Source organism: Clostridium sp. AM33-3, assembly GCF_003480315.1.
Lineage (GTDB): Bacteria > Bacillota > Clostridia > Lachnospirales > Lachnospiraceae > Brotaphodocola.
The window spans coordinates 349-27,157 of sequence record NZ_QUIV01000027.1 but is presented as its reverse complement, the minus strand read 5'-3'; the positions used below and the strand labels follow the sequence as shown (position 1 = coordinate 27,157).

The following is a 26,809-nucleotide window of genomic DNA, read 5'->3' as shown; positions in this document are numbered from 1 at the left end:
CTGCGACTTCCTTTGCCCGCTCCTTTTTCTCAAAGTCCAAAACAGATAAATGCTTTTCATGTGTGCCTTTCTTCTCCCACTCAATCCCATGTTCCAGCATGACGGCGGCAAGCTGTTCTTTCTCATAAGCCACCCACTGATTTAATTCCGTTTCCCGCCTTGTACCGCCTTTAAATCCGAGAGCAGATAACGCCTGTTTCAAAGAAACTCTTGTATCAAGTCCCCGTTTGCTTCCTGTCGTATACGGTACAAAATCTATATGCAAGTGGGGCGTTGCTTCGTCCATATGAAGATAGGCATTAAATACTCTTAACGTAGGATTTCGCCGCTGGAAATCCCGCATATATTTATCCAGCACCTTTACCGCAAGCTGTCCGTTCTCTGTCTTTGCCCCCATGTTGTCCTTATCCCCGATTTGCAAAATAATTTCATGGAATGGCTTTTCCTGCTTGCCGGAACGGATTTTCTCATAATAATCGTCAATCCGGCGGTCACTTCTGGTCTGCTTCTCATTGTACCAGGCGAGTGCTTCATCAAATAATTCGTGATATACGTCCTTAACATTTTCATTGCAGTATTCCACGTTCAGACAGCTTCGCTCCGAGTCAGTATTCTTTGCATGGAATTTTCTGCTATTATGGTTGACAGAGCCTTTTCCTGTCATAAAGCTGATAGTTCGCTTCAATCAATATCCTTTCTCCCTTTCCGGGCAATCAGCGCCGGATACGGCGCATAAGCTTTGTTACTTTCGTCGAAAGTAACGCAAAAGCACTTTTGACAGCCGTTCCATCCATCAAAAGCTGCCTTTGCGCCCTGCCGGGGGCTTTTCCGTCCTACGGACGGGGCGGCTGTTGCCGCCGCTTTACTTCCGCCGCTATAGCTTTTCGGATAGCCGAAAGTACATTTTCTATCGTATATTCATCCCATCCGGCAAGCCATATCAGCATCCGCATTTCTGCCTCAGTCAATTCTATATCTCCGAATATTTCATTGAGTTCGGCAATCCTCCGGGCTTCACTCTCGTAAAAATATTTGTTCACATTCCGGGTTCCCCATTCTGGCTGTCGTATCATAATCGCCCTCCTTTTCAAGGCCGCAACAATGCAGGGTCTATATCTTTTGCAACCTTACAGACACAAGCCCGTAAATTCCATATGCTCTGCATTGTTGCGCTGTTGCCTTACTCCGGTCTGATTTTATCCAACTCCCAATACCACGAATTGTTTATCCGCTTTGCTCTGATACTCAATTCTTTTTTCGCATTTTCAAGCGTCCGTCTGGATATACCCTGTTCCTCTGCAAGATTGAAAATCTCATTGCTCTGCATGGCATTGTTTGTTTCTGCCACTTCCCGGAGCAGACGCTTCGCCTGTTCCAGCTTATTCGCTTTCGGAGCGATACCGCCCAACACTTCATCAGCGGTAATCTCATAATCTCCGAGCCAGTGAAAACCGTCCTCCGACAACTCAAAAGCTTTCGGGTGCCCAAACGCCGCCAGATTGTTTTTTATCTGGACTACCGCCCTTATATTCGCTTCGCCCTCCACTCTGCCGACCAGCAGGACGCTCCTTGCCACCGCAAAGAAATCAATGGAACCCATGCCCCGATATGCTGCCTTATTTCCTGCCGCTTTATTCATGTGTCCGACAAGCACAATGGCGCATTGGTATTTCTCCGCCAGAGCCGCCAGCTTCTTTGTCATATCCCTCGCTTCATTTGCCCGGTTCATATCCATACCTCCGCCCAGATACGCCTGTATCGGGTCTAAAATCAGCAGTTTCGCTTTCGTCCTTATAACCGCTTCTTCCAGACGTTCATCTATCATAGAAAGTGATTTTATACTTTCGTCAATGACGGAAATATTTTCGCATTCTGCGCCTGCCGCTTCCAGACGGGGCTTGACCGTATCCGCAAGCCCGTCCTCCGCACTCTGGTAAATCACATTCAATGGCTCTGTCAGCTTCATTTCGCTGTCCAGACCTTCGCCTTTTGACAGCTTCGCCGCTATGTTCAGCACAAGCGTTGTCTTACCGTCCCCCGGATCGCCTTGCACAATCGTCAGCTTTCCATAAGGGATAAACGGAAACCACAGCCACGCCACCTCCTGCGACTGTATCTCCGACATTTTAATCATCTGTAATTCTGTTCTCATTTCTGCCATAATGTCCTCCGTTTTTGAAAAATCTCATTGCCGCCGGAAGAAACCTCTGCTATACTTGAATTGTGATTGTTGATAACAGAGGTTTTCCAGTTATCACAGCCCTAACAGTTGCCGCTGTCGGGGCTTTTTTCTTCATCTTGCCACAGATACCTTGCACCATCCAACATCCAGAGAATTGCTTTCAGCATATCTTCATAGGCTTCCTGCAACTCTCTGATTTCTTCGGAAGTAATCTCCGGCTCTTTGCTATCAATTTGTTCTGCCAACTCCACCAGACGATTTTCCATTTGCTGCAATCGTTCTACAATCTGATAGACTGTTTCTTTCTTGCCTACCACGCACACCCGGTTATAAATGCAGGAACGGACAAAATAATCTTTTTTCTTCATACCGCTTGCGAAAATCTTTGCTTCGATTTCTTCCCGTTCTCTGGGAGAGATACGAAAACTGATTGTTGGATATTTGTGTGTACCGCTCATTCCTCTGCGCCCTCCTTAAATTCCTCGTTCAGCAATTTTGCCATTTGTGTCTGTTCCGTCGGGAACATATGAGCATAGCGATAAGTAATATCCACGCTTTCATGCCCCACCCTGTTTCCGATTGATACCGCCGAAAATCCCATGCTGATAAGCAGCGATACATGAGAATGTCTCAAATCATGGATTCTAATGCGTTTCACTCCCGCTTTTTCCGCCCCTCTTGTCATTTCATGGTGCAGAAAGCTTTTTGTCAGATGAAAGATACGGTCAGTGGGAAGAATCCCGTACAATCTGCCGATATAATCTTTCAGTTCTTCACATAAGAAATCCGGCATACTTACATTTCGTTTGCTTTTCGGAGTCTTTGGGTCTGTAATTACATCTTTACCCTCCAATCGCTGATAAGATTTTGTTACCCGAATGACTTTGTTATCAAAATCAATATCCTGCGGCGTGAGAGCTAACAGTTCGCCCACCCGTAATCCGCACCAATACAGTATCTGAAACGCATGATAGGAATATGGTTTGTCCTTTACCGCTTCAATGAATTTCAGATATTCCTCTTTTGTCCAGAACAGCATTTCCTCCGCTTTTCCCTTTCCCAGCGGCCCCGCCTTTACAACAGGATTGCTTTTCAGTTCATAGAACCGTACCGCATGATTAAACAGTGCGCTCAATTCTGATTGCAGCGTTTTCAAATAAGTCGGAGCATAGGGCTTTCCTTTTTCATCACGATAGGAAATCTGTTCATTCTGCCACTGGATAATATCTTTCGGACGAATATCACGCATTTTCTTATCCTTGAAATAGGGCAGTAGCTTTGTCCTCAAGATATGCTCTTTCGTCAGCCAGGTATTGTGTTTCAGTTTCGGCTTCATATCTCTTGTGTATGCCTGAACAAATTCCTCAAAAGTCATATCCAAGTCAGCCGCTTCTTTCATACGGAAATGCCGTTCCCACTCTGTTGCTTCCCGTTTGGTCTTAAATCCCCTCTTAACTTTCCGGCAATTCTTACCAGTCCAGTCATAATAGTGAAAGGACACATACCATGTTCCCCGCTGTTCGTCTTTGTACGCCGCCATAATCTCACTCCTTTCCTAATTCGCCTGTGCCATGCCATAAAATTTTTCTTCATAGTATTTTCTGCTCACTCGTCCGGCGATTGTGATAAAACCTTTTGCTTCCAGTTCTTCGTTCATCTGCCGCACCAGCTTATAAGCAAATGGTTTGGAAATGCCTAAGTCCTGCGCCACTTCTCCGGCTGTTACAAATAAATCATTTTTCAAATACACGTCCTCCTTTTGGATTTTTAACTTTTTTGTTAAGTTCTGCATTTTTAGTATACTTAACATTTTTGCTATTGTCAATAGCTTTTTTGTTAAGTTTATCTTTTTTATTAAATTTAGCATTTCTGATAAGTTTTTGTTGCCGTATTATTTTAGGTATGCTACAATGTAGGAAACGGGATAACTATTTTCACAGGAGGGCTTTATGGAATACACGATACGAGAAATGATGGTAATGGAATATCCTCTATTGAATGAATTTCTATACGAAGCTATTTTTATTCCAGACGGTATAAAGCCGCCACCGAAAAATATTATCGCTTCTCCCGAATTACAAATTTATGTTGACCGCTTCGGGGCATCAAAAGCTGATTTCGCATTAGTCGCAGAAGTTGAACAAAAAATCGTTGGTGCTGTCTGGGTACGCATTATACACGATTACGGACATATTGATGATGAAACGCCCTCTCTTGCCATCTCTCTATACAAAGAATACCGGGGACAGGGGATAGGAACCGATATGATGAAAGAAATGCTATCTTTGTTGAAAACACATGGTTATAAACGTGTTTCACTTTCTGTTCAAAAGGCTAATTATGCGGCTGAAATGTATCGAAAAATCGGTTTTGATATTGTACGGGAAAACGAAGAAGAATGGATTATGGTGTGTAATTTGTAAAGTTTAAGGAAAGGACACAAAATTATGATACTGGGAGAGCGAATTAAGAGAATCCGCACATTTCGGGGATTAACACAACGAGAACTAGGATTGAAGCTGGGATATGAGGAGCGCAACGCTGATGTTCGTGTGGCACAATATGAATCCGGCTATCGTGTTCCCAAAAAAGATACTCTCATGGAAATTGCCAGGATTTTGAATGTCAACTATATCAATTTTATTATAGAAGCCCCCGGCTGCGCTGAGGACATTATGCAGACTTTTTTCTGGCTTGACGAGGACAACCGCAATACCTTTCATCTGTTTCAGCTTGTCCGCAATCCCGGCAAGTGCAACGTTTCTGATGATAAGTCTGTTCGCTATAATGATAGTGACGAATGGCCTGCTCATGCTCCTGTCGCTATGTGGATTGATTACGGTCTTGTAAATGAATTTCTACGTGAATGGTGTCTGCGGAAAGAACAGCTAAAAAGCGGAGAAATTTCAGAGGACGAATATTTTGAATGGAAAATCAACTGGCCTGCTTCCAGCAGTAGCGTTGATGAAAAGGGAAATGACAAGAAAAATAACAGTTATCAGTGGAGAATTCAATAATGGATAAATTACAATACGACAGTTTTTATAAATTTATCGTTTCAGTTGGTATTGTTTTAATTGTTGCGCCATTATTTTGCTTGCATTATTTAGTTTCTGGTTCATATGATATTATCATGACACAAGAAGAAGCAAACAATTTATCAGAAATTTCTTCTGACTTTTTAAGTATCAAAATACAATACGTTCAAAATATATTTAAATACTTACCCATCATTTGTATTGTGTTTATTATTATTGGTGTAATTTTTACTTTCTGGGGATGTTTAAAATGGCTTCAAATACAAAAAACTTTAGATCAAATAACTAAATTGGATTTAGAAGAAAAAGAATTGCATATTCAAAGTATGTCTGCTCAAGAAATTGCTGAAAAGGTCATAAATGAAGACATTGAGAACCATGAAAACTCAAACTCTGATTCTCAAATAACCCCTTCTAATTCAACAGCTTCCTCTCGAATCAGAAAAGCTTTTGAAATAGAAGATGCCTGCTATAGTTATCTGAAGAATAAACTCAAACGCAAGTATAATGTCCATCAAAATGTCAAAGTTGGTAATTGCGATTATGATATTATTGCATCTTCAAAATATAATAACATTGATTTATTATATGAAATCAAATACTGGAATAATCCTGTTTCAAAGGCTACACTTGCCCGACTAGTTAATCAAATTGAAAAGCGTGGTATTTCATACGAAAATACTGCTCACAGAAATTTTCGTTTTATTATCTTAATTATATCTCAAGAAGATTGTTTTTCAGAGACTACGGATTATTTAAACAACCTAATTTCGCATAAAAATCTATCGTTTATCTCTATTGAGTCTATGAAAGAAGAACAACTATTCTCTGAATAGGTATCAAAAAGGTATCACAACACATACTAAGAGCCGGAAAGTCCGCTGTTTATGCGGCTTCCCGGCTCCCTGTTTATTATTCAAACTCGGCGTGTCCCTCGTTGTTATTAACTGTATTTGTTTAAGTTTTATGCAAATACACACCGATTTTTACTTCGATTACATCATTTATTCTGGCTTGCTGATTTTCTGTTGCCAAAATGTTGCCACGCCTTTATTATAGCAAATCTTCGCAGATTGACAATACATTTTTGAAATGTTACGCAATAGAAGCCCGTTTTCGAGGATATAGGCATAAAGTATCACACCCTCTCCCACAGCGTTTGAAATTCCTTACAAAACAAGCATTTCAGAATGTCTAAAACGTAACATTACCATTAAATACTCTTTTCATCAATCATTAGTCTGTCATCTACAATTTCGTCAATTTTGTTCGATTGTTTAATCCTATTTACAAAATCGTAATTGAGTAATTCTTCATTCCAAAGACGTACAATATTTTTCTCCGCACAATACTGTAAACTTTTTATAATTCGAGAAATTTTATATAGATAACCTCCCTCATCATACATGGAATCTTCATTTTCCCATTCTTCCATCTGCCCCGAATACTGAATAGTCGGTAAATTATGCACAGATTCTTTTTCAAGCCTCAAATAATTATTAGCCATTAACTTGCAACTATCATGTGCTTGCAGTAAAGCCTTAAAATCTTTGTATACAATTCTTGATTTTACATCATAAGCAAAATATGGTGTCACTTTCCCATCTATCGGATTAACAAACAAATGACAATATGAAAATCCTTCTAATTCATTAGGTCTTTCTACATCAACAATGCAACCATGTATCTTTCCAGAACCGCCAAGATGTTTGATAAATTCGGAAATTCTCTGTTGATCTCCCACGTACCTGTATAGTAGTTGATTTACATTTTCCACATATTTTTTGAGGTTATCATAATAATAAGCTAAATCCTCTATCCTATTTCGTCCTAATCTCCCCAACTTTCCACCATTCATAAGATATAGTGATTTTCCTCTTGAACGTTTGGAGTATTCACAGTATATCAAAAATAAATATATACTATTTCTTTTTAGCATATAAATTGTTCCATCTTCCCTTTTAAATGACATGGAAACCAATTTCCCTCTGTTAAAATCAATATACTGCTCCCGTGTTATTTCATGTATTCCGTCTTGATAATAAGCAAATATATCATAATTATTATCACAATAGAAATATTTTAACCCAATATTCTTTGTTCTATATCCAATTTGGTTATCAGCATATATAGTTCTTCTATCGCTCACTTCATAAAAGTTTTGGTGATTGTGCCCATTCAAATATATCCAATACGGATTATGTGGTTCAGTATTCCAGTCTCCTTTTTTGACGTGTGTAAGGACAATAACTCTGCTTTTGTCTAAGCTTTTTAATATTTTGGTGTATATCGTATTAAAACGAATTGCCTCTTGTATATCTTTCCTCAAAGCTGCTTCTCTTGATAATTCATCAAAACTTTTCCCATATCGAATATTTGAGGCATTGAATTTTTCATTTAAACCACTAAATCCTATTCCACCCAAAATAATGACCGAACAACATTGAGACTTGCTCCTTATTTCTTCTTCACTCATTTTCAATATTTCTACTTCACTGAATATCTCACATTTTTTCCTATCTTCTACACACATTAAATCATTTTGTAAAAATATTATACCTAAATCATCAAAAAATTTCCTATATATTTCTATATTATCTTCCATGTCAATACAAGGATCCCATAATTCGTGATTACCAGGCACAACCACTATCTGATTTGGATTCCACCACTGTATAAGTTCGTTATAAAAAATAGCGGCAAACTCAAAAATAGATGAAGTATCTCCTGCAATCAGCAAATAGCTATTATATGGCCTGGTTCCAATGGAAGAAACCATACTTCTTGCTAAATACTTTATATATGAGCGTATTTCTTCTTTTGTTGCCTTATCCTTAAATTTATTGCAAACTCGATGTGCTAAGTGAATGTCACTAATATAAAAAAACGGAATATGACTAATATCAAATCGCTCATGTTCATCATCATCTATAGGTTTGGGATAACAAAATTCATTAGGTATCATAATCTCATTACTTCCCATAAATTCATCTGAATCTGTTTCCAAAATCTTTTTAATAGATGAAAAATATGTCCCGTCATATAATCCTTGTAATTGCAATATTTCACTATTGATAGTAGCACCATCAATATTATATTGCTTTAAATCTATTCCTTTAAAATCAAAATTTCTTAATTCTGCATCAAAAAGATCTCCATCTAAAAAGCTATAAAACTTGTCAAAGTCTCCAAATTCCATCACAACACAATATGATTCTTCTATCATCTCATTTTCATCAAATATTGAGGCATGTTGTCCACATACAACCTTAATTTTTACACAAAATTTTCCTTCTTCGGAATTATAATACTTGTGTATAAAATGTAATTTTCCTTTCGTTTTTTGATAGTTCAGAATATCATCAGCAATTTTTATCTGCTCTGGCATATACTGTGCAACAGAAAAATCTTCTTCCATACAACTTATACAAAACGCCCTCACATCTGGGCGGTTAGGCATATACATTAACCATTTAGAATTATGCTCTACAACCTTTTTAATTAAATCAATTTCTGTGTTATTGTCAAACAATTCATATCTTTTTTCTCGTGATACATATGATAAAGTACTTACATCTTTTTTAATAGCATTTATACAAATTCTCAATGTCCTAAAATTCTCTGGTACATTATTCAAAAGTTCCGGGTCTGCCTCAACTGCCAATTCGCACATTTTCCTCGTAATAAATTGACTAGGAACATACCGAAATGCCTGTCCATCCTTTTTTACCGCTGCTAAGCACATTTTTGAATCCAAACATTTTCTGGACACAAATTGTAAAGCTAAAGGATTCTGTCTAATAGCCATTTTGCAAATATCTATCGTTTGTTCCTTTTTAGGAATCTTTTTTAGTAACATACCATCCTTTTTTAATTCCTTTGTAATATCCATTCTCCCTTAACCTTTCTTCAGCCTTTATATTTTAATTATAACTTCTTCGTTTGAAAGAGTAAATGGAAATAGCAAATCCCCACCAGCCAGTCAAGAGTAAATTAACGGCTACGCCACTCTTGACTAACTGGCGGGGATTCGCTTCATGCAGCTAAGAGGTCTTTAAGCAGCCCTCCGCCTGTCAGCGGGCTTCCCGATTATGTTTTCTCCTTGCAGCCCGTTTCTGCTCGGCTTCTATCTGTTCCTGCTGCTTTACCCGGTCAATCACAGCATTAACCTGTTCAGAGCCGACCACAGCTTTTATACGCCCAAAATCTTCCACCACTATCCTCAATTCCCGGTTTTCCTCCAAAACTTCTTCCAGCCTGTTTGTCAGTCGCTCGTTTCCGCTCCGTTCCCTGTTATACGCCGCTTGCAGCTTTGTAAACTTATTTGAAATATCCAGATATGCCGAATAAACGGAGCGCATAACTTGTACAATTTTCTTTACCAGCGGTTTTGCTTTCTTTTCCCGATACGACTTTGCAGATTCCATAACCGCCGCTTCTGGAAGCGTCTGCTCCGGATCTGCGGAAAAGTCTGCCGCCAGCTTTTCCATGTTCTTTACCATAGGAGCAAGTTCATTCATGCGCTTCTGATATTTGTCCGCCTGTTTCTGTGCTTTCTCTGCTTCCTGCCGGGACTCCTGCAAATCTTCCTGTAAGGAACGAATCTCATCATCAACCTGTAACAACTGTTCATGCAAATCTTCGTTGATTTCTTGAAAAGTAGCGTTTTCTTCCTGCAATTCCGCTTTTTTCGTTTCCAGTTCTGCAACTTCCTTTGCCCGCTCCTTTTTTTCAAAATCCAAGACAGATAAATGCTTTTCATGTGTGCCTTTCTTCTCCCACTCAATCCCATGTTCCAGCATGACAGCGGCAAGCTGTTCTTTCTCATAAGCCACCCACTGATTTAATTCCGTTTCCCGTCTTGCGCCGCCTTTAAATCCGAGAGCAGATAACGCCTGTTTCAAAGAAACTCTTGTATCAAGTCCCCGCTTGCTTCCTGTCGTATACGGTACAAAATCTATATGCAAGTGGGGCGTTGCTTCGTCCATATGAAGATAGGCACTGAACACCCTCAACGTAGGATTTCGTTGCTGAAAGTCCTGCATATATTTATCCAACACTTTTACCGCAAGCTGTCCGTTCTCCGTTTTCGCTCCCATGTTGTCCTTATCCCCGATTTGCAGGATAATCTCATGGAATGGTTTTTCCTGCTTGCCGGAACAGATTTTCCCATAATAATCATCAATCCGGCGGTCACTTCTAGTCTGCTTCTCATTGTACCGGGCGAGTGCTTCATCAAACAATTCGTGATATACATCCTTAATATTTTCGTTGCAGTATTCCACGTTCAGACAGCTTCTTTCCGGGTCAGTATTCTTTGCATGAAATTTTCTGCTGTTATGGTTGACAGAGCCTTTTCCTGTCATAAAGCTGATTGTTCGCTTCAATCAATATCCTTTCTCCCTGTTCAGGTAATCAGCGCCGGATACGGCGCATAAGCTTTGTTACTTTCGCCGAAAGTAACGCAAAAGCACTTTTGACAGCCGTTCCGTCCATCAAAAGCTGCCTTTGCGCTCTGCCGAGGGCTTTTCCGTCCTACGGACGGGCGGCTGTTCCCGCCGCTTTGCTTCCGCCATAGCTTTTCGGATAGCCGAAAGTACGTTTTCTACTGTACATTCCTCCCACCCACACAGCCATACCAGCGTCCGCATTTCTGCCGCAGTCAGTTCCACATCTCCAAAGATTTCATTGAATGCGGCAATCCTACGGGCTTCATTTTCGTAAAAATATTTGTTCACGTTCCGGGTACCCCATTCCGGCTGAATTATCATCAAATCACACCTTTCTCGTTATCTGCTATCCACAGGAGCGTGACACGCTCCTGTCTGTTATCATCAAAGGAAAACTACCAGCGGAAGCTATCCGGCACTCCACGTTTTTCCAGATATTCCTGTCTGGCATTTTCCCGTTCTTCCTGTGTGGGCGCAGTCTTATATTTCGCATATAATTCATGGCGCACCAGAGAATCCAATTTCTGCTCCAATCCCTGCCGGATTTCATTCAGACAATCATCATCTTCCATTAGATGATAGCGGAGCAGAGATACAAACAATTCATAAGGAATTTGCACGTTTTTCATCACTTAATCCTTTCTGCGTCGGTTTGCGTCGATAGCGTCAATATTTTCTATACCAGCCCACTGTAAAAAATACCGTCGCAACCGACGCATATCGTCGCTTTTACTCTCTCGGCTCAAGCCGTTTCAGAACAATCTTCCTTTCATGCCCTCGCTTATTGTCATAGAAAATTCCATAGTTATTAAGCAACTGACTATTGACTACATTCAATTTTCTGGAAAGCACGTTTGCCTGTATCTGCATATCCGGCAACTGGCTCACAAGTTCTGTTGCTGTCCCCTCCCATTCCGGCTTATCCTCTGTCAGAAAATTGTTGATTGCTTCCAGCAGAGGATTCGGCGGTTGTTTCCACAGTTCCGTCTCCGCCTTTTTAAATTTCCAGACGCAGCACTCCCGGTCAAACTCTATGGTCAGTTCCTGATCCGGCTGGTCACGCCCCACAATATCCAGCACCGCCTCATTGTCAGTACGCTTTTTCTTGTGCATGATAAACGCCCCGTCTGCCGCTCCAAGCAACCCATTTGTGCCGGAAATCATATCAAAGCTGTCCTCGGATTCCAGCTTGCGTGTGTGATGAACCACCAGCAGGCAGATACCGTATTTATCGCTGAACGATTTTAACTTTGTCACAATCTCGTAATCACTGGAATAGCTGTACCTGTCCCCGCCAACCTCACGCACTTTCTGGAGTGTGTCAATGATAATCAGCCTTGCGTCTGTATGCTCTTTCAGAAATTCCTCTAATTGCCTGTCTAATCCCTCATTCAAGGTCTTTGCCTGTGTCGCAAAGTACAGGTTATCCGCACATTCCACACCGAACATACCGGAGAGTCGGCGCTGAAGCCTTGCGTAATCATCTTCCAGTGCCAGATACAGCACCGTCCCCTTTCGGACGGGATAATCCCACAGTGGAAGCCCCATTGCCACATGGTAGGCAAGCTGCCCCATAAAGAACGATTTTCCAACTTTCGGCGCACCTACAAAGAGGTAAGTACCGCCGTAGAGAAACCCGTCCACAACCGGTGTTCTCGGTGGATATACGGTATCATACAGTTCCGTCATGGAAACGATTTGAAGCCCGCCGCTCCTGGATTTCTCCGGGTTTTGTGCGGCTTGCAGATTGATTTGTGCTGTTTCATTTGCTATAATTTCTTTGTGATTTTTTGTATTCGGCTGTTCCCTATCTGCGCCAACAGATAATACGGGAGCAGTCGTTTTTATTTTTTCTGTCATTCATCTTCTCCTTTCAGACCGTATAATGTGATTCCGATTACCTGTAACGTATAGAGCAGTTCGTCATTGTCCGGGCTTAATGCTTCCAGCCGCTTCAATTCCTCGTAGATAGCCGCCATTTGATTTTTCAGAGCCTTATACACCCTCGGATTACCCTGTACCACCACGTCCCGGCACAGCAGCCGCCTTGTGATGTAGTCCTGCTTCGTCAATCCCGACAGTGCCACCAAATCGTTAAGCAGATTCGCTTCCTCGTTCGATACCCGGAACGCTACTGTATGATTGCGCCACCGCCCTTTGTAATCAAGTGTTCTTTCCATTTGTATCCTCCTTTGTCATTCGCTCCATTTCCAATTTTTCTGCCATTTCCGTCTGCACCGTAGGGAATAAATGAGCATAGCGGTAAGTGATTTTCTCCGCTTCATGCCCCATGCGCTCCCCAATCGCCAACACCGAAAATCCCATGTCGATTAACAGAGAAACCGCACTATGACGAATATCATGCACACGAATCTTTTTCACTCCTGCCTGCTTCGCCCCTCGCTCCATCTCATGGTTGAGATAGGATTTCGTGACCGTAAACAACCGCTCGTCTGGCTGAATGTCGTAAAGCATTTTGATATATTCCCGTATTTCCTCACAGAGAAATGGCGGCATTTTGATTGTACGGTTACTCTTTTTTGTTTTCGGACTTGTGATAATATCCCGCCCTTTAGATCGGTGAAACGTCTTGCTGATTGTGACTGTCTGCTTCTGAAAATCAAAATCAGCCGGAGTGAGTGCCAGCAGTTCGCCGGAGCGGATTCCGCACCAGTAAAGCATTTCAAAGGCATAATAGGAACGGGGCTTATCCATCATGGCTTCGGAGAATTTCAGATATTCCTCTTTCGTCCAGAAGTCCATTTCTTTCGGAACCTCATTTCCCATTGTGCCGGCCCGCCTTGCCGGATTGTAGGGCAGGTTATAGAAGTTCACAGCATGGTTGAAAATTGCTGTAAGCTGGGCGTGTATGGTTTTCAAATAATCCGCCGAATAAGGCTTCCCTTTCTCGTCCCGGTACGCCATGAGTTCATTCTGCCATGCGATAATGTCTTTTGCTTCAATCTCCGCTATCTTCCGATTTCCGAAATACGGTAAAATCTTTGTGCGGATTACATGGCTTTTGGATTCCCATGTGCTTTCCTTGACACGCTGTTTCTTGTCGGCTTCGTAAACCTCAAAGAAGCTGGCAAATGTCATATCCAGCTTTGCACCTTGTTTCAGCATGGCTTCATGTTCCCACGCCTGTGCTTCCCTCTTCGTAGCAAATCCTCGTTTCTGGGTCTGCTTCCGCTCCCCTTTCCAATTCGTGAAACGATAGATTACCCGCCACGTTCCTGTAGCATTGTCTTTGTATACAGCCATTCAAATCATCTCCTTTCCGCTTAATCGCTGTAACAGACCTTTTTATGAAAAAATGTAGCGTTCACACGACCAGCCACCGTCAGATAGCCCTGTTTCTGTAATTCTGCGTTTAGTTCCCGCACAATCTGGTAGGCTTTTGACTTTGACACCCGCAGTTCCGCTGCCACTTCCTCCACAGTCATAAATGATTTTTCTGCCATTCAGTTATCCTCTCCTTTCTTTATTTAACTGTTTTTGTTTAAGTTATATCCATGATACTAAATAAATTCCGTTAAGTCAAGTGGTTTGCAGAAAAATCTTAACTTTTTTTATTTAAGTTCCTCTTGCTATTCCTATTGCACAATGTTATACTAACTTCAACAGAAATGTTTAAGTCAAGAATGGTTGTATCACTATAACTACAACGGAGGTTTTATTATGGCAATCGGCAAACGAATCCGCTTTTTCCGTAATCGGAAAGGCATGACGCAAAAGCAGTTAGGCGAAATCCTCGGTTTTCTCGGAAAGACCTCTGATGTCCGTATGGCACAGTATGAATCAGAAGCCAGAACGCCGAAGCAAGACCTTGTAAAAGAAATGGCAAATATCTTTGATGTCAGCCCACGAGCAATCACAGTCCCGGAGATTGACAGCTATATCGGGCTTATGCACACACTTTTTGCGCTGGAAGATATGTATGGACTGAAAATCGGAGAGATTGACGGGGAAGTGTGTCTGCGGCTGGACAAGTCCGACTGTTCCACCTATTCCTCCATGTTCAAAATGTTCCACGCATGGCAGGAACAATCTGCCAAGCTGGAACAGGGCGAGATTAGCAGAGAAGAATACGACCAGTGGCGATACAAGTACCCAGAACTTGACACCTCTGGACATTGGGGGAGTGTTCCCTCGCAGGCGGTCAGTGATATGCTTGCCAAAGAATTTCAGGAAATCGAGAAAGAAGAAAAGAAAGCGTCTAAAAAGAAAAAGCAGAAATAAGCATAAAAAGACCTTGCCGATGTTCAGTTTCCATATCTGAAAATCAGCAAGGTTTTTCTCTTATTGAAGTATTCTGTTATTTAGTGAGTGATACCCGAAATGTTGCCAAATCGTTGCCAGTGCTTAAACAAATTTGCTTGAATCCCGCATAAATAAAGGCTTTTTCAAGTTCATATCATCACTCAAACTCTACAAAGACTAACGCTTTTTGTTTAGGAATTATTCTCTGTAATGTTTCTCGTTCTTTTGATTATTTGATATATCCATATTATCCTGCCTATACGAGCTAATGTTATCATTTTGTTATCGGCATTGATAACACCTACTCGATAACTGTGGATAATAACTATATGTAGCATGTCAAATTATAAGCTATTTTGCTTAGAGATTCAACACAAAACTGAAATTTTACTTTTCCTTATATTCATCTGGTATTGCTATTTGAAATGTTTCACACAACAGCATCACATCATGCACATCATTTTTATCGTGTTCATATCCCAAATGAAGCATTACCTGACTCAATGGTTCAATACAAGAAACAGTTATATCTCCAACTTTTCCAATACCGGAAAAAGTTTTTGATGGAAATATATCTCCCTCATAAACAATTCCGTCATCTGTAAATTCAAAACAATGTAAATCAATGATTCTTTGTTTATCATCTTTCCAGACAGTATGACCATCCGTTGTATAATCAGTATTTACTTCCTCAAATCCATGCTGCTTAATCACATAAATATAATCATGATAATGTTTCAGTTCAACAAACAAATCAATATCATTGTGTATTCTTGATTCTCTTTTAAGAAGTGCATCAACACCCCATCCGCCATCTAAATATACTTTAATTTCGTTTTGCAAAGCATATTTTATAATTTCACATGCATCTTCTGTACGTACCATAATCTATCCTCCAAATTCAAATCTTTGTATGCTTTCCAACTCACTAAAAGCCTGAAATTTGTCAGTCTTTCATCCTTTTTGTTATCAATCACCAATTAGCTGTAATCCATTAGGATTTAGCTGATATATTTTATCGCACACCTCTTCAATATACTTTCTATCGTGAGAAATGCTAATGACAGCCCCCGGAAATTCTCGGAGCATTTTTCTTATTACCGGACCGGACAATGGTGAAAAATTTCTTGTCGGTTCATCCAGAATAAGAACATTTGCACCACTTAAGCTCATCCTCAAGAGAAGCACTTTCGCCTTTTGTCCGCCTGATAACTCCCGAATCGGATGCTCCATTTCATCTGGTGTGTATTTAAGTGAACCAAGGTATGTTCTAATTCTTGTACGCTCTTCTTTATCTCCTGTTTTATCAAGGTAATCAACCGGTGTAACATCCAAATCCAGCAGGTCTTCATAAGTTTGAGGCATATATTCTGCTTTAATGTCATTCCGATTTAGGAGTTCTTCCGCTATCTTTTTTAGAAGAGTCGTTTTTCCTGCCCCGTTGGCTCCTATCATACAGATTTTTTCTGAACCTTTTATTTTTAAATGAATTCCTTCTGCTAAAATTCTTTTGCCATCCGGAGTCACAAGCTTTGAAAGTTCATATTCTATGACCGTTTTTCCTGCGGGAATGTGTGAGTTTTCATCCCCTAATTTGACAAAGATTGCTTCTTCCTGTTCCGGCATCTGAGTCATATTTTCATCTTCTTTTTCAAATCTTCGTTCCATTGCCTTAACCGTATGCATTTTGTCCTTTAAGTTTTTGGCAACAGACGGTGCTTGTCTGGTACAACTTCTTAATGCACCTTGTACACTCTGCATAACTCTTTGATATTTTTCATCGCGAATCTTTTTCTCCCTACGGTCACTCAGTGCCCGCTGTTTTTGGATTTCAAATTTATGAAGCCGTTCTTCCACATAGCGTCTATAGGGAAGCTTTGCCACGGTATATCTCGCCTTTGTTTTTCGTATAATCTGCTCGATATGTATCACCATGTTGGCAGTACGCTCTATCAGCGTTTCATCGTGTGAAATAAAAAGCACAATGTGCTTCCAGTCATTTATGATTTTTTCCAGTAATGTAAGCGTCGCAATGTCGATGTCATTGGAAGGTTCGTCCAACAACAGCACAGAAACATCGCGAATGAAAAGCCTCATAAGTTGTGTCTTGACTTTTTCGCCTCCTGAAAGACTACCCATTGTCTGGTTACTGTAGAAAAAATCATTTTTCATTCCAAATTTTCCCGCAATAACAGACAATTCTTTAGGCGTTTTCTCCCAGAATATTTCCTCTTCAGAAAAATATTCGTATATTGTTTTTTCCTTATCTTCATCGAGCATCTCCTGCGGAAGATAACCAAGACGTTCGTGTCCCATTATCCTTTCCCCATCTGCTTCTATATAGTTTTCTACAAGCGACGGATTGTATATCCACTTCATTAATGTCGATTTCCCATTTCCCTCTTCTCCAATAATAACTGCCTTATCTCCATCATTTAGCACAAGGTTGAAATCATTAAGAATTATTCTCAGGTCTTTTTTATGTGTTAAATTTAATTTTTTTATCTGCAACATTAAAGTTTCTCCTTTTCGAAGTCTGAGCCAATTATTATTTTGAACACACAAAAACGAGTCTTTTTTGCATACGCAAAAATAGACTCGCTAAATAGACCCTTATTTCTTTTCCAAAAGGAAAACAAAGGAAATGCCTCTTGCGATAATCCAACTTAAGCGTACACAAAACAAACCTATTCTCTACAGGCTCAATAACTATATGTGTCTTACTTAAATCAAATTATCTATTAATCATTTCCTCACCTTACACAAAATGTGCCTTTCTTTCTTCTAATGGCAATACTATCATACTGTATTTTTTGTGTCAATACATTTCACCTTATGGAAGTGCAAATTAAAATTTTCACTTCCTAATTATACATCCAACCATTACGAAATTCAATCTTTCACAACCTCTTTACAACCACAACCACAGCACTCCAGCAAACGCAGGAGCACCATACCGTAAAACGCTTATGTGTAAATCAACTCCGTTCCTACAACTTCCCTCACACAAGCCTGAATATTATTCATTCTTCCAATCCATTCGTAGGGATTATCTTTCTTTAATTGTTCCGTCACATCTTGTCTGTCGGCATATTCCTTTACCAGTCGAAGAAACATATCCTCTGCTTGCTTATCGACTTCTGCAAGATAACTATGCAGCTTTCCGCTTGTCAGCAGGTTCATATATAACACTTTATAGTGTTCCTTTAAATGCCTTGCATGTCGTTTCCCCCATAAACCAATCGGCTCTATTTCTTCTTCGGCTGGTACTGTGATGTTCGGCAATAAATAATCACCCACCTGTCTATAAGTTCCGCCCATTTCTTCAAAAATTGTCTTTGTCATTTTCCTTTTCCTCCTGTGATTTTTGTCTATCGTGATCGTGTATTATCACGCTTGCGACCTTTAACTGTTCTTGCCTGCTCCAACAAATCATCTATCTGTTTGCGACCAAAAACCTTACGGAGCAGGCTGTAATCTTTATTTTCTGCTTTTAGGATTTTGTTTTCTTCGGTCAATCTTTCATTGACTTTCTCCAAACGCTGATTGGTGCGGTATAACTGTGCATTCGCTGTATTCAGCCTATGATAGTTGTCCCACCCCTCAAAGCAGCGGGCAAGCACCGTTTTGACAAGTTGCTTCAATTTCCTTACAACCGGCTCTGCCATTTTGGTTTTATATGCCTTTGCAGTCATAAATTTCTCTGGTTCTGGCAACTGATATTTCGGTGCAGTATCAAGCTCTATTTCAAGATTTGACAGCTCGTCTTTTGCCTTATCATAGTTCAATACTCGTTCCGACAACACATCAAATTCAATCTGTTTCTGCTCGATTTTCGCACCTAATGCCGCCACTTCTTTTTCTCTTTCCTGCTTTTTATAATCCAAAACAGAAAGATGTTTTTCGTGTGTGCCTAAATGTTCCCACTCAATCCCATAACGTTCCATCACCGCCGCAAGCTGTTCTTTTTCGGACTGTATCCATTGCGACCACTCCGTATCGCCACGACTGCCGCCCTTAAAACCTTGCGTTGCAAGAGCCTGCTTTAGTGACACTCTTGTATCAAGTCCACGCTTGCTGCCTGTGGTAAAAGGTACAAAATCTATGTGCAGATGTGGTGTAGCTTCATCCATATGCAGATGAGCCGAGAACACCCGAAGCTGTGGATTTCGCTCCTGAAAACCCTGATAGTATTCATCTAAAATCTGCTTTGCCAGTTCTCCGTTTTCCGTATCGGCGTTCATATTTCCCTTACCGCCCACCTGTAAAATGATTTCGTGGAACGGTTTTTCCTGCTTGGAACTTCGGATTTTTTCATAATAATCTTTTATCTTTCGGTCTGACCTTATCTGCTTGGCATTGTATCTTTCCAATGCTTCATCAAACAATTCGTGATAAACTGTCTTTATATTTTCATTGCAGTAGTCGATATTGAGATGAGTACGAGTTCCGTCTACATTTTCTGCTCGGAACTTTCGGCTATTGTGATTGACCGAGCCTTTACCGACCATTGCACTTATCGTTCTCTGCATTTTTTCATCTCCCATCTGTAAATTTCAACATTCTCAGGTTTTGTTACTTTTGTCAAAAGTAACGCAAAAGCACTTTTGACGGGTACACCCATCAAAAATGCGACCTGTAAACAGGTTTTGCGTTCTCCGAAGGCTCTCCGAGGGGTGAGCGTGTGCCGGTGGCACACACGCCTGCGAACCGACCGAGCCAGCAGGCGAGACCAAAGAGCCGCCTTTGAAAAGGCACTCTCTGCACACTCCCCTAAACTTTATCCGGTGTCAAAGTGTGACGATGGTGACAATGTTTTTCACAGCGTGCTGCTCTCAAAAACATTGACACCTTTGACACCGTTTGTCACGCCGTCTGCTCGGTTTCTTTCCAAAGTGAAACCTTTCTTCCGTCGTGTGTGCGGCTGTTCTGATAACGGATACCGTAATCACGAAACAGCCTGCTTGCGTTGATACTGAGCCTTAAAGAAAGTACATTCGGCTTTATATCCACCGCAAGCCTTTCGCAAAGTTCCGAAGCAGTTCCTTCCCATCTGTCACTTTCCGAAAAGAGCGTATCCGCTATCTTCTCAAGCAGAGGTTCGGGCGGTTCTTTCCACATCTCCGTTTCCGATTTTGCAAAGTTCCACACCAATCGCTCGCTGTCCCTTACAAGATGGATTTTCATATCCTGCTGGTCTCTGCCAGCAACATCAAGTGTGGCATTGTTGGAAGTACGCTTGTCCTTACTGAGAACAAATGCACCGTCTGCCGCACCCATCAGACCATTCGTGCCTGAAATCATATCGAATATATCTTCCGATTTTTGTTTGCGTGTATGATGAACAATAAGCATTGAAACCTTGTAACTGTCTGCCAACGCTTTCAGCCTTGCCACAACATCATAATCACTTGCGTAGCTGTAATCTGCTCCGCCTGCTTCACGCACACGCTTTAAGGTGTCTATGATAATCAAGCCTGTGTCTGGGTGTTCCCTCATAAACCCTCTTATCTGTTCTTCCAGTCCGCCATTGACCGTTTTACATTCCGTTGCGAAATACAGATTGCCTGTCTCCTTTGCACCGAACATCTGAAACAATCGCTTCTGCAAACGTGGGTAATCATCTTCAAGGGCAAAATAAAGCACCGTTGCCTTACGCACCTTATACTCCCAAAGCGGTGTGCCTGTGCTGATATGATAGGCAAGCTGTGCCATCATAAAGCTCTTTCCCACTTTCGGGGAACCTACGAAAAGGTAAGTTCCCCTTTGGAGCAGACCGTCGATAAGTGGTGTCTGAACCTCAAACACCGTATCATACAGCGTTGTCATTGATACTGTTTTCAGATAGGAAGGGTCTAACTGTCTGAGTATTTCCCTTTGCATTTCTTCAAAAGATTGCTCGTACCCCTTGAAATCCGTATCCTGATTGACTATACTATTGTCAGTACATTTGGAAAGTGACTGTTCCGCATCTGTTGCCGCAGATACATTTGGAATAGTCATTTCTTTTTTATTCTCCATTCGCATCCTCTCCTTTCAAACCGCCGAGAATAATGGAAATCAGTTCTATTACACTCAGCAGTTCATCATCCACACCTTTTCCTGCTTCAATCCTTTTCAGTTCCGCAAGGACTGTGGCAAATTCCGTTTTCAACGCCTTATACACTCTCGGATTGCCCTGTACCACCACATCCTGATTTAAGCAACGGCGGTAACAATACTCCTGTTTTGGCAATCCTGATAGAGCTACAGCTCTGTTAATGAGTTCGTTTTCTTCGGGCGATACTCGAAACCCTACTGTGATATTCCTCCAACGATTTTTGTTATCTCTGTTCTTAGCTGACATTTTCAAAATCTCCTTTCCCTAAATCATCTAATTTTTCTGCCATCTCAATCTGCTTTGACGGAAAGAGGTGTGCGTACTGATAAGTAATATCAATACTTTCGTGACCAACTCGGTCAGCAATCGCCACCGCAGAAAAGCCCATATCAATCAAGAGTGAAATGTGGCTGTGACGGAGATCGTGAATGCGGATACGCTTCACGCCTGCCGCCTTTGCCCCTCTGTCCATCTCGTGATGAAGATAGCTTTTCGTCACCGTAAAGATACGGTCTTTCTTCTTCAATCCGTAAAGCATACCGAGATATTCTTTCATTTCCTCACACAGAAACTTCGGCATTTTAATCGTGCGGTTGCTCTTTTTCGTTTTCGGAGAAGTAATCACATCCTGCCCTTTCAAACGCTGATAGGATTTATTGATTGTGACTGTTTCCTTATCAAAGTTGAAATCTGCCGGAGTCAAAGCTAACAGCTCGCCCTCTCGGATACCGCACCAGTAAAGCATTTCAAACGCATAAAAGGAAACAGGCTTGTCCATCATCTCAAAAGAGAATTTCTTGTATTCTTCCTTTGTCCAGAACAGCATTTCCTTGTGTTCCTCACGTCCCATATTTCCCACCTTTGCCGCAGGATTGGAACGCAGTTCATAGTAGCGGACAGCGTGATTGAAAATGGCGGACAACTGATTGTGCAGCGTTTTCAGATACGTCTGTGAATAAGGCTTTTTCTTCTCATCACGATAGGCAAGCATTTCATTCTGCCAAGTAATAATCTCCTTTGTGGAAATCTCGCTGATTTTCAGTTTCCCGAAATACGGAAGTATCTTTGTGCGTATGATATGCTCTTTGGTAAGCCACGTGTTTTCCTTCAAACGGTTCTTCACATCATTGATATAAAGCTCCGTAAAGGCTTCAAAACTCATATCAAGGTCTGAAGAAGTCTGCAATTTGAACATTCTTTCCCATTCCTGTGCTTCTCGTTTGGTAGCAAAGCCACGCTTGCATTTCTGCTTGCGTTCCCCTTTCCAGTTCACATACCTTGCCATCACATACCAAGTACCGTTATCTTCATTCTTAAATACCGGCATTTACATTTCCCCCTTTCCTGCTCCGTAGAGCCTTTCGTAAAAATACTGGCGATTTACACGCCCTGCAATCGTAATAAAGCCCTTTGCTTTCAATTCCTCATTTAATTGTCTGATGAGTTTATATGCATAAGGTTTTGATACGTTTAGTTCCTGAGCCACATCTTCGGCTCGGATAAATCTGTTTTCCATATCCTTTTTCTTCCTTTCTTAAAATAATTTTTTGCTTGCCGCTTTCTCCGTGTTAAAGTTCCAACAGGCACTCCTGCTTGTCGGCAGGCGCTGTGCTGTCCCAATGCACCGCAGTACATCAGGCGCTCGCTCGTATAGGGGTTCCCGAAAAGTCGGAGACTTTTGGGGAAGAGGAGGAGCAGTGCAGCGAATGAGCTTTTGTGCTTGCACACAAGCGAACGATACGGAACTTGCTCCGACGAGGTCTTGGCGGTTTGGCTTTTCGGACGGTCATTCAGTTGTCGCATTAAGCATATTTGTTTAATTCGTAATTTATTTTACTAAACATATTTGCTATTGTCAAGTGGTTGCAAAGAAAATATTAAACATTTTTGTTTCGGTTTTTCTTGACTTCCACTAAACATTTCTGCTATACTTATTTCACTAAATATAAAAGGAGCGTATCATTATGGCTATCAGCGAAAGAATACATTTTTTCAGACTAATGCGTGGTATGACACAAAAGTATCTCGGTACAGCAATCGGTTTTCCAGAAAAGAGTGCTGATGTGCGTTTGGCACAGTACGAAACTGGTACACGCAAACCGAAAGCAGACCTTACAAATGCATTGGCACAGGTGCTTGATGTTTCTCCACAGGCTCTTGATGTTCCTGACATAGACAGCTATATCGGTCTTATGCACACTCTGTTTACCCTTGAAGATATTTACGGTCTTACTGTCAGTGAAGCAGACGGAGAGGTATGCTTAAAGGTCAACAAGGACAAAGGCAGAGAAGCATATGAACTCCTCAAAATGCTGTATGCTTGGAAAGAACAGGCAGACAAGCTATCTTCCGAAGAAATCAACAGAGAAGAATACGATAACTGGCGTTACCATTATCCAGAGTTCGACACCACACAGCGTTGGGCAAAAGTTCCATCACAGGAATTAAGTGACGCTCTCGTGGAAGCATTCAAAGACCACTTGAAAGATAAATAAGCACCTACAGGACCTGCCACTGGCAGCTCCCTACAGATGCTTTGGCAACGACAAAAAAGCCCTTAACTATGGTTATTAACCACAGCTAAGGGCTTAGTTTATAATATGGAATTTGTTCAGAGCCAAGCTCCGAACTTTAGTCTGCAAGCCACCTGTTAATTGTTCCGTTACCCATAAACCACTGGATAACAAGAATAATGGCACTTGCTATGACTGTTATCAATTTGTTATCAAAAGACTAATCGAAATCGCTGAAACCCGCATAAACACTGGCTTTTTTAAGCAACTCGATTTATTCAAACTCAATCGTTGCCGGCGGCTTACCAGTGCAGTCATACAGTACTCTGTTTACATGCTTCACTTCATTCACGATTCTGCTGGATACTTTTCCAAGCACCTCCCACGGAATCTCGGCTGCTTCTGCAGTCATGAAGTCAATGGTGTTCACTGCTCTTAATGCGATGGCATAGTCATATGTTCTCTCATCACCCATAACGCCTACAGAACGCATGTTGGTCAGCGCTGCGAAGTACTGGCCGATGCTGCGGTCAAGACCTGCTTTTGCGATTTCTTCACGGTAAATAGCATCTGCCTCCTGCACCATTTTTACTTTTTCAGCGGTTACTTCGCCGATGATACGGATTCCGAGGCCCGGTCCCGGGAACGGCTGACGGTATACCAGTTTTTCCGGAATTCCAAGCTCCAGACCTGCCTTGCGGACCTCGTCCTTAAACAGATCGCGCAGCGGCTCAATAATCTCCTTGAAATCAACATAGTCAGGAAGTCCTCCGACATTATGGTGAGACTTGATGACAGCTGACTCACCACCCAGACCGCTTTCTACTACATCCGGGTAGATGGTTCCCTGTACCAGAAAATCTACAGTGCCGATTTTCTTTGCTTCTTCCTCAAATACACGGATAAACTCCTCGCCAATAATCTTACGTTTGCGTTCCGGCTCCTCTACTCCTTTTAATTTTGCGTAGAAACGATCCTGTGCGTTGACACGGATAAAGTTTAAGTTGTATGGGCCATTTGGTCCAAATACTTCCTCGACCTCATCGCCCTCATTCTTGCGGAGCAGGCCATGATCTACAAATACGCAGGTCAGCTGGTCACCAACTGCTTTTGCAAGCATAACAGCTGCTACAGAGGAATCTACTCCACCGGACAATGCACAGAGCACTTTACCTTTGCCGACTTTCTCACGAACTGCCTTGATGGTATTTTCTACGAAGGCATCCATCTTCCAGTCACCTGCACAGCCACAGACTTCATATACGAAGTTGGACAGCATTTTAGTTCCTTCCACGGTATGCAGTACTTCTGGATGGAACTGGATTGCATAAAGATTTTTCTCCTCGCACTCTGCAGCTGCAACCGGACAGTCTGAAGTGTGAGCAATGATCTTAAAGCCCGGTGCTTCTTTCTCAATATAGTCATTATGGCTCATCCAGCAGATGGTCTTCTCAGATACGTTGCCAAACAGTTTACTGGATTTGTCCACAGTTACTTCAATCTTTCCATACTCACGAACAGGAGCCTTGCAGACATGACCGCCTAATACATGACTCATGAGCTGCGCACCGTAGCACAGTCCCAGCACCGGAATGCCAAGCTCAAACAGTTCTTTGCTGCAGGTAGCAGCTCCTTCCTCATACACACTATTCGGGCCGCCGGTCAGGATAATGCCCTTTGGATTCATTTCTTTGATCTTTTCGATATCAGTCTTGTAAGAATAAATCTCACAATAAACATTGCATTCACGCACGCGGCGGGCAACCAGCTGGTTGTACTGACCGCCGAAGTCGATTACAACAATCTTCTCTCTGTTCACGAGTCTTCCTCCCTATTTTTTGTGATAAAACCGAAATATCCCAGTATTATCTTGATGTATCTCACGTTATTATACCTAAAATCAGCACACTATACAAGTATGTTCCACAAAATTGGCAAAATCCACAACCACTGCTGTTTCACACCTGTTTTTCCGTTCAGAAGTTCCTGTTTCCGAGTTAGCGCCGCTTTTCTGCTTTCTTACAATTCACTTGACAACTGCTTAAGATTCCCCCAAATGCCTTGTTTTATCCCGTAAATATGGGATAATGAAGACAAAGAAAGGAGGTTCTGATTATGACGAAAACCCTGTTTTCAAAATATTCAAAGCAAAGTATCCGACACATCATGCTTACTTCATCCGTTTTCCTTGCACTGGCTTCTGCCTCACTGACCGGCTGTGGAGCAGCATCGGCTTCATCCTACAAATCAGAGACGGCAGCTGCTTATGATACGTCAGCCGGCATGCCTGCCAGCCTTTACAAATCTTCTACAGGTTTCAGTAACGATGCAGAGGCTGAGACATACGCTGCCGCCGGAAACCATGAAGCCGCTCCGGAAGATTTCTCCGCTGATTCCGGTTCTGCAGAACTTTCTCAGGAAGCCATACTTTCTCAAGAAGTCTCCAATCCGGGAACTGATCCGGCCAGAACCTCGGATGAAACTTCTCCTGCACCTGTCGAACGCAAACTGATCCGCAATGTAAGTATGAATCTGGAAACACGGGAATTTGACGCACTCACAAAATCTATTTCGGATGCTGTTACTTTCTTTGGCGGCTACATGGAACAAGCCGATGTCTCCGGCAACAGCCTTTACTGGTCCGGTGAGCGTTCCAGCCGCTATTCCAACATCACAGCCCGTATCCCGGAAAACAAGCTGGATGCTTTTCTCACCGAAGTGTCCAGTCAGGGAAATGTCACCTACAAAAATGAAAGTGTTCAGGATGTTACCTTGCAATACACCGACATCACCAGCCGGAAAAAAACTCTGCAGATGGAACAGGAACGGTTATGGGAACTTCTGGAAAAAGCAGAGTCCGTCGATGCCGTTATTGCACTGGAAGCCCGTCTTTCCGAAGTCCGCTACCAGCTGGAATCCATAGAATCCCAGCTTCGCACCCTGAATAACCAGATCGTATACAGCACGGTTTACCTCTCCATTCAGGAAGTTCAGGTTCTGACCTCCACTGACCCGGACACCATCCCAGTCCGCATCCAGAAAGGTCTCAGCCGCAGTTTTAATACGTTGAAGATATCTTCGGTTGATTTTCTTGTATGGTTCATCTCCAGTCTCCCGATTCTGGCTGTATTCGCCGTATTGGTTTTCATTGCAGTTATCATTCTTAAAAAACCATTAAAAAGGCGCAAAACCAGAAAACAAAAAGGAATGGATAAAACTGAAGCAACGAATGCTCAGACAGAATCAAAGGAAGAACACAAATA

Annotated in this window: 29 protein-coding genes; 6 read left to right on the top strand and 23 right to left on the bottom strand. The window is 41.8% G+C overall.

From position 1 onward, the window contains the following. The 6 genes from DW819_RS15980 to DW819_RS13215 form a co-directional block, all read right to left on the bottom strand. Positions 1-664: plasmid recombination protein (locus DW819_RS15980; protein WP_243025857.1), on the bottom strand; the 664-nt coding region annotated here is incomplete at its 3' end. Positions 665-833: 169 nt separating this feature from the next. Beyond that, positions 834-1,073, bottom strand: a complete 240-nt coding sequence (locus DW819_RS15735; protein ID WP_015515202.1) for a hypothetical protein — start codon at positions 1,071-1,073, stop codon at positions 834-836. A gap of 107 nt (positions 1,074-1,180) precedes the next feature. Further along, the gene (locus DW819_RS13230; protein WP_347560205.1) at positions 1,181-2,152 is read right to left on the bottom strand and encodes an AAA family ATPase; all 972 of its coding nucleotides are present in this window, start codon (positions 2,150-2,152) and stop codon (positions 1,181-1,183) included. Positions 2,153-2,262: 110 nt separating this feature from the next. After that, on the bottom strand, positions 2,263-2,640 hold the full coding sequence (locus DW819_RS13225; protein WP_118733639.1) for a hypothetical protein: 378 nt from the start codon (positions 2,638-2,640) through the stop codon (positions 2,263-2,265). Further along, complete coding sequence (locus DW819_RS13220; protein ID WP_110103733.1) at positions 2,637-3,722, bottom strand: site-specific integrase; 1,086 nt, start codon at positions 3,720-3,722, stop codon at positions 2,637-2,639. The genes DW819_RS13225 and DW819_RS13220 overlap by 4 nt, the downstream gene beginning before the upstream one ends. Positions 3,723-3,737: 15 nt before the next feature. Continuing rightward, entirely contained in the window at positions 3,738-3,926 is a 189-nt protein-coding gene (locus DW819_RS13215; protein WP_087306154.1) for a MarR family transcriptional regulator, read from the bottom strand. A gap of 205 nt (positions 3,927-4,131) precedes the next feature. On the opposite strand from DW819_RS13215, the gene DW819_RS13210 reads away from it, so the two are divergent. Genes DW819_RS13210 through DW819_RS13200 form a run of 3 tightly spaced genes read left to right on the top strand, consistent with a single transcriptional unit; the run spans position 4,132 to position 6,056 of the window. Further along, positions 4,132-4,605 (top strand): GNAT family N-acetyltransferase, encoded by a 474-nt coding sequence (locus DW819_RS13210; protein ID WP_118733638.1) that lies wholly within the window; start codon positions 4,132-4,134, stop codon positions 4,603-4,605. Positions 4,606-4,629: 24 nt separating this feature from the next. Then, entirely contained in the window at positions 4,630-5,199 is a 570-nt protein-coding gene (locus tag DW819_RS13205; RefSeq protein WP_118733637.1) for a helix-turn-helix transcriptional regulator, read from the top strand. After that, entirely contained in the window at positions 5,199-6,056 is an 858-nt protein-coding gene (locus tag DW819_RS13200) for a hypothetical protein (RefSeq protein ID WP_021965380.1), read from the top strand. Before DW819_RS13205 ends, DW819_RS13200 begins: the two co-directional genes overlap by 1 nt. Positions 6,057-6,433: 377 nt before the next feature. On the opposite strand, the gene DW819_RS13195 is transcribed toward DW819_RS13200, so the two are convergent. The 8 genes from DW819_RS13195 to DW819_RS13160 all read right to left on the bottom strand — a co-directional run bounded on the left by DW819_RS13195 (position 6,434) and on the right by DW819_RS13160 (position 14,134). Then, positions 6,434-9,112: a DUF4116 domain-containing protein gene (locus tag DW819_RS13195; RefSeq protein ID WP_118733636.1), complete on the bottom strand. Its 2,679-nt coding sequence runs from the start codon at positions 9,110-9,112 to the stop codon at positions 6,434-6,436. A 181-nt stretch (positions 9,113-9,293) separates the two neighbouring features. Next, positions 9,294-10,586, bottom strand: coding sequence for a plasmid recombination protein (locus DW819_RS13190; protein ID WP_117502880.1), 1,293 nt, complete (start codon positions 10,584-10,586; stop codon positions 9,294-9,296). A 129-nt stretch (positions 10,587-10,715) separates the two neighbouring features. Further along, positions 10,716-10,994, bottom strand: a complete 279-nt coding sequence (locus DW819_RS13185) for a hypothetical protein (RefSeq protein ID WP_242853974.1) — start codon at positions 10,992-10,994, stop codon at positions 10,716-10,718. A 71-nt stretch (positions 10,995-11,065) separates the two neighbouring features. Then, positions 11,066-11,299 (bottom strand): hypothetical protein, encoded by a 234-nt coding sequence (locus DW819_RS13180; protein WP_055168133.1) that lies wholly within the window; start codon positions 11,297-11,299, stop codon positions 11,066-11,068. 100 nt (positions 11,300-11,399) lie between these two features. Further along, the gene (locus DW819_RS13175; RefSeq protein ID WP_055168131.1) at positions 11,400-12,530 is read right to left on the bottom strand and encodes a helicase RepA family protein; all 1,131 of its coding nucleotides are present in this window, start codon (positions 12,528-12,530) and stop codon (positions 11,400-11,402) included. Continuing rightward, complete coding sequence (locus DW819_RS13170; protein WP_118733635.1) at positions 12,527-12,850, bottom strand: mobilization protein; 324 nt, start codon at positions 12,848-12,850, stop codon at positions 12,527-12,529. Before DW819_RS13170 ends, DW819_RS13175 begins: the two co-directional genes overlap by 4 nt. After that, positions 12,834-13,934, bottom strand: a complete 1,101-nt coding sequence (locus DW819_RS13165; protein ID WP_021869174.1) for a site-specific integrase — start codon at positions 13,932-13,934, stop codon at positions 12,834-12,836. The genes DW819_RS13170 and DW819_RS13165 overlap by 17 nt, the downstream gene beginning before the upstream one ends. 20 nt (positions 13,935-13,954) lie before the next feature. After that, entirely contained in the window at positions 13,955-14,134 is a 180-nt protein-coding gene (locus DW819_RS13160) for a DNA-binding protein (RefSeq protein WP_021869173.1), read from the bottom strand. A gap of 217 nt (positions 14,135-14,351) precedes the next feature. On the opposite strand from DW819_RS13160, the gene DW819_RS13155 reads away from it, so the two are divergent. After that, on the top strand, positions 14,352-14,912 hold the full coding sequence (locus DW819_RS13155; protein WP_118733634.1) for a helix-turn-helix transcriptional regulator: 561 nt from the start codon (positions 14,352-14,354) through the stop codon (positions 14,910-14,912). A gap of 408 nt (positions 14,913-15,320) precedes the next feature. Here the strand turns inward: DW819_RS13155 and DW819_RS13150 are convergent, their stop codons facing one another. The 8 genes from DW819_RS13150 to DW819_RS13115 form a co-directional block, all read right to left on the bottom strand. Then, positions 15,321-15,818: an aminoglycoside nucleotidyltransferase gene (locus DW819_RS13150; RefSeq protein ID WP_009247521.1), complete on the bottom strand. Its 498-nt coding sequence runs from the start codon at positions 15,816-15,818 to the stop codon at positions 15,321-15,323. 84 nt (positions 15,819-15,902) lie between these two features. Beyond that, positions 15,903-17,447: an ATP-binding cassette domain-containing protein gene (locus tag DW819_RS13145; RefSeq protein ID WP_009247522.1), complete on the bottom strand. Its 1,545-nt coding sequence runs from the start codon at positions 17,445-17,447 to the stop codon at positions 15,903-15,905. A gap of 453 nt (positions 17,448-17,900) precedes the next feature. Continuing rightward, positions 17,901-18,278 (bottom strand): TnpV protein, encoded by a 378-nt coding sequence (locus tag DW819_RS13140; RefSeq protein ID WP_009247523.1) that lies wholly within the window; start codon positions 18,276-18,278, stop codon positions 17,901-17,903. A 26-nt stretch (positions 18,279-18,304) separates the two neighbouring features. Continuing rightward, positions 18,305-19,465, bottom strand: coding sequence for a plasmid recombination protein (locus DW819_RS13135; RefSeq protein WP_009247524.1), 1,161 nt, complete (start codon positions 19,463-19,465; stop codon positions 18,305-18,307). A 334-nt stretch (positions 19,466-19,799) separates the two neighbouring features. Further along, positions 19,800-20,954 (bottom strand): AAA family ATPase, encoded by a 1,155-nt coding sequence (locus DW819_RS13130; protein ID WP_009247525.1) that lies wholly within the window; start codon positions 20,952-20,954, stop codon positions 19,800-19,802. Next, positions 20,944-21,279, bottom strand: a complete 336-nt coding sequence (locus DW819_RS13125; RefSeq protein ID WP_009247526.1) for a hypothetical protein — start codon at positions 21,277-21,279, stop codon at positions 20,944-20,946. Before DW819_RS13125 ends, DW819_RS13130 begins: the two co-directional genes overlap by 11 nt. Then, positions 21,269-22,360 carry a site-specific integrase gene (locus tag DW819_RS13120; RefSeq protein WP_009247527.1) on the bottom strand — a complete coding sequence of 364 codons (1,092 nt, stop codon included), beginning with the start codon at positions 22,358-22,360 and terminating at the stop codon, positions 21,269-21,271. Before DW819_RS13120 ends, DW819_RS13125 begins: the two co-directional genes overlap by 11 nt. Further along, positions 22,361-22,549 carry a transcriptional regulator gene (locus tag DW819_RS13115; RefSeq protein ID WP_009247528.1) on the bottom strand — a complete coding sequence of 63 codons (189 nt, stop codon included), beginning with the start codon at positions 22,547-22,549 and terminating at the stop codon, positions 22,361-22,363. Between the two features lie 448 nt (positions 22,550-22,997). Between DW819_RS13115 and DW819_RS13110 the strand changes: the two genes are divergently transcribed. Next, entirely contained in the window at positions 22,998-23,528 is a 531-nt protein-coding gene (locus tag DW819_RS13110) for a helix-turn-helix transcriptional regulator (RefSeq protein ID WP_009247529.1), read from the top strand. A 292-nt stretch (positions 23,529-23,820) separates the two neighbouring features. On the opposite strand, the gene guaA is transcribed toward DW819_RS13110, so the two are convergent. Then, positions 23,821-25,365: a glutamine-hydrolyzing GMP synthase gene (guaA, locus tag DW819_RS13105; RefSeq protein ID WP_118733633.1), complete on the bottom strand. Its 1,545-nt coding sequence runs from the start codon at positions 25,363-25,365 to the stop codon at positions 23,821-23,823. A 296-nt stretch (positions 25,366-25,661) separates the two neighbouring features. Between guaA and DW819_RS13100 the strand changes: the two genes are divergently transcribed. After that, on the top strand, positions 25,662-26,809 hold a 1,148-nt coding region (locus DW819_RS13100; protein WP_207665311.1), incomplete at its 3' end, for a DUF4349 domain-containing protein.

What these genes read in the sequence shown, in the direction of transcription:
- DW819_RS15735 (WP_015515202.1), bottom strand. Translation starts at nt 1,073, where the DNA reads ATGATACGACAGCCAGAATGGGGAACCCGGAATGTGAACAAATATTTT.
- DW819_RS13230 (WP_347560205.1), bottom strand. Translation starts at nt 2,152, where the DNA reads ATGAGAACAGAATTACAGATGATTAAAATGTCGGAGATACAGTCGCAG.
- DW819_RS13225 (WP_118733639.1), bottom strand. Translation starts at nt 2,640, where the DNA reads ATGAGCGGTACACACAAATATCCAACAATCAGTTTTCGTATCTCTCCC.
- DW819_RS13220 (WP_110103733.1), bottom strand. Translation starts at nt 3,722, where the DNA reads ATGGCGGCGTACAAAGACGAACAGCGGGGAACATGGTATGTGTCCTTT.
- DW819_RS13210 (WP_118733638.1), top strand. Translation starts at nt 4,132, where the DNA reads ATGGAATACACGATACGAGAAATGATGGTAATGGAATATCCTCTATTG.
- DW819_RS13205 (WP_118733637.1), top strand. Translation starts at nt 4,630, where the DNA reads ATGATACTGGGAGAGCGAATTAAGAGAATCCGCACATTTCGGGGATTA.
- DW819_RS13200 (WP_021965380.1), top strand. Translation starts at nt 5,199, where the DNA reads ATGGATAAATTACAATACGACAGTTTTTATAAATTTATCGTTTCAGTT.
- DW819_RS13195 (WP_118733636.1), bottom strand. Translation starts at nt 9,112, where the DNA reads ATGGATATTACAAAGGAATTAAAAAAGGATGGTATGTTACTAAAAAAG.
- DW819_RS13190 (WP_117502880.1), bottom strand. Translation starts at nt 10,586, where the DNA reads ATGACAGGAAAAGGCTCTGTCAACCATAACAGCAGAAAATTTCATGCA.
- DW819_RS13180 (WP_055168133.1), bottom strand. Translation starts at nt 11,299, where the DNA reads ATGAAAAACGTGCAAATTCCTTATGAATTGTTTGTATCTCTGCTCCGC.
- DW819_RS13175 (WP_055168131.1), bottom strand. Translation starts at nt 12,530, where the DNA reads ATGACAGAAAAAATAAAAACGACTGCTCCCGTATTATCTGTTGGCGCA.
- DW819_RS13170 (WP_118733635.1), bottom strand. Translation starts at nt 12,850, where the DNA reads ATGGAAAGAACACTTGATTACAAAGGGCGGTGGCGCAATCATACAGTA.
- DW819_RS13165 (WP_021869174.1), bottom strand. Translation starts at nt 13,934, where the DNA reads ATGGCTGTATACAAAGACAATGCTACAGGAACGTGGCGGGTAATCTAT.
- DW819_RS13160 (WP_021869173.1), bottom strand. Translation starts at nt 14,134, where the DNA reads ATGGCAGAAAAATCATTTATGACTGTGGAGGAAGTGGCAGCGGAACTG.
- DW819_RS13155 (WP_118733634.1), top strand. Translation starts at nt 14,352, where the DNA reads ATGGCAATCGGCAAACGAATCCGCTTTTTCCGTAATCGGAAAGGCATG.
- DW819_RS13150 (WP_009247521.1), bottom strand. Translation starts at nt 15,818, where the DNA reads ATGGTACGTACAGAAGATGCATGTGAAATTATAAAATATGCTTTGCAA.
- DW819_RS13145 (WP_009247522.1), bottom strand. Translation starts at nt 17,447, where the DNA reads ATGTTGCAGATAAAAAAATTAAATTTAACACATAAAAAAGACCTGAGA.
- DW819_RS13140 (WP_009247523.1), bottom strand. Translation starts at nt 18,278, where the DNA reads ATGACAAAGACAATTTTTGAAGAAATGGGCGGAACTTATAGACAGGTG.
- DW819_RS13135 (WP_009247524.1), bottom strand. Translation starts at nt 19,465, where the DNA reads ATGCAGAGAACGATAAGTGCAATGGTCGGTAAAGGCTCGGTCAATCAC.
- DW819_RS13130 (WP_009247525.1), bottom strand. Translation starts at nt 20,954, where the DNA reads ATGGAGAATAAAAAAGAAATGACTATTCCAAATGTATCTGCGGCAACA.
- DW819_RS13125 (WP_009247526.1), bottom strand. Translation starts at nt 21,279, where the DNA reads ATGTCAGCTAAGAACAGAGATAACAAAAATCGTTGGAGGAATATCACA.
- DW819_RS13120 (WP_009247527.1), bottom strand. Translation starts at nt 22,360, where the DNA reads ATGCCGGTATTTAAGAATGAAGATAACGGTACTTGGTATGTGATGGCA.
- DW819_RS13115 (WP_009247528.1), bottom strand. Translation starts at nt 22,549, where the DNA reads ATGGAAAACAGATTTATCCGAGCCGAAGATGTGGCTCAGGAACTAAAC.
- DW819_RS13110 (WP_009247529.1), top strand. Translation starts at nt 22,998, where the DNA reads ATGGCTATCAGCGAAAGAATACATTTTTTCAGACTAATGCGTGGTATG.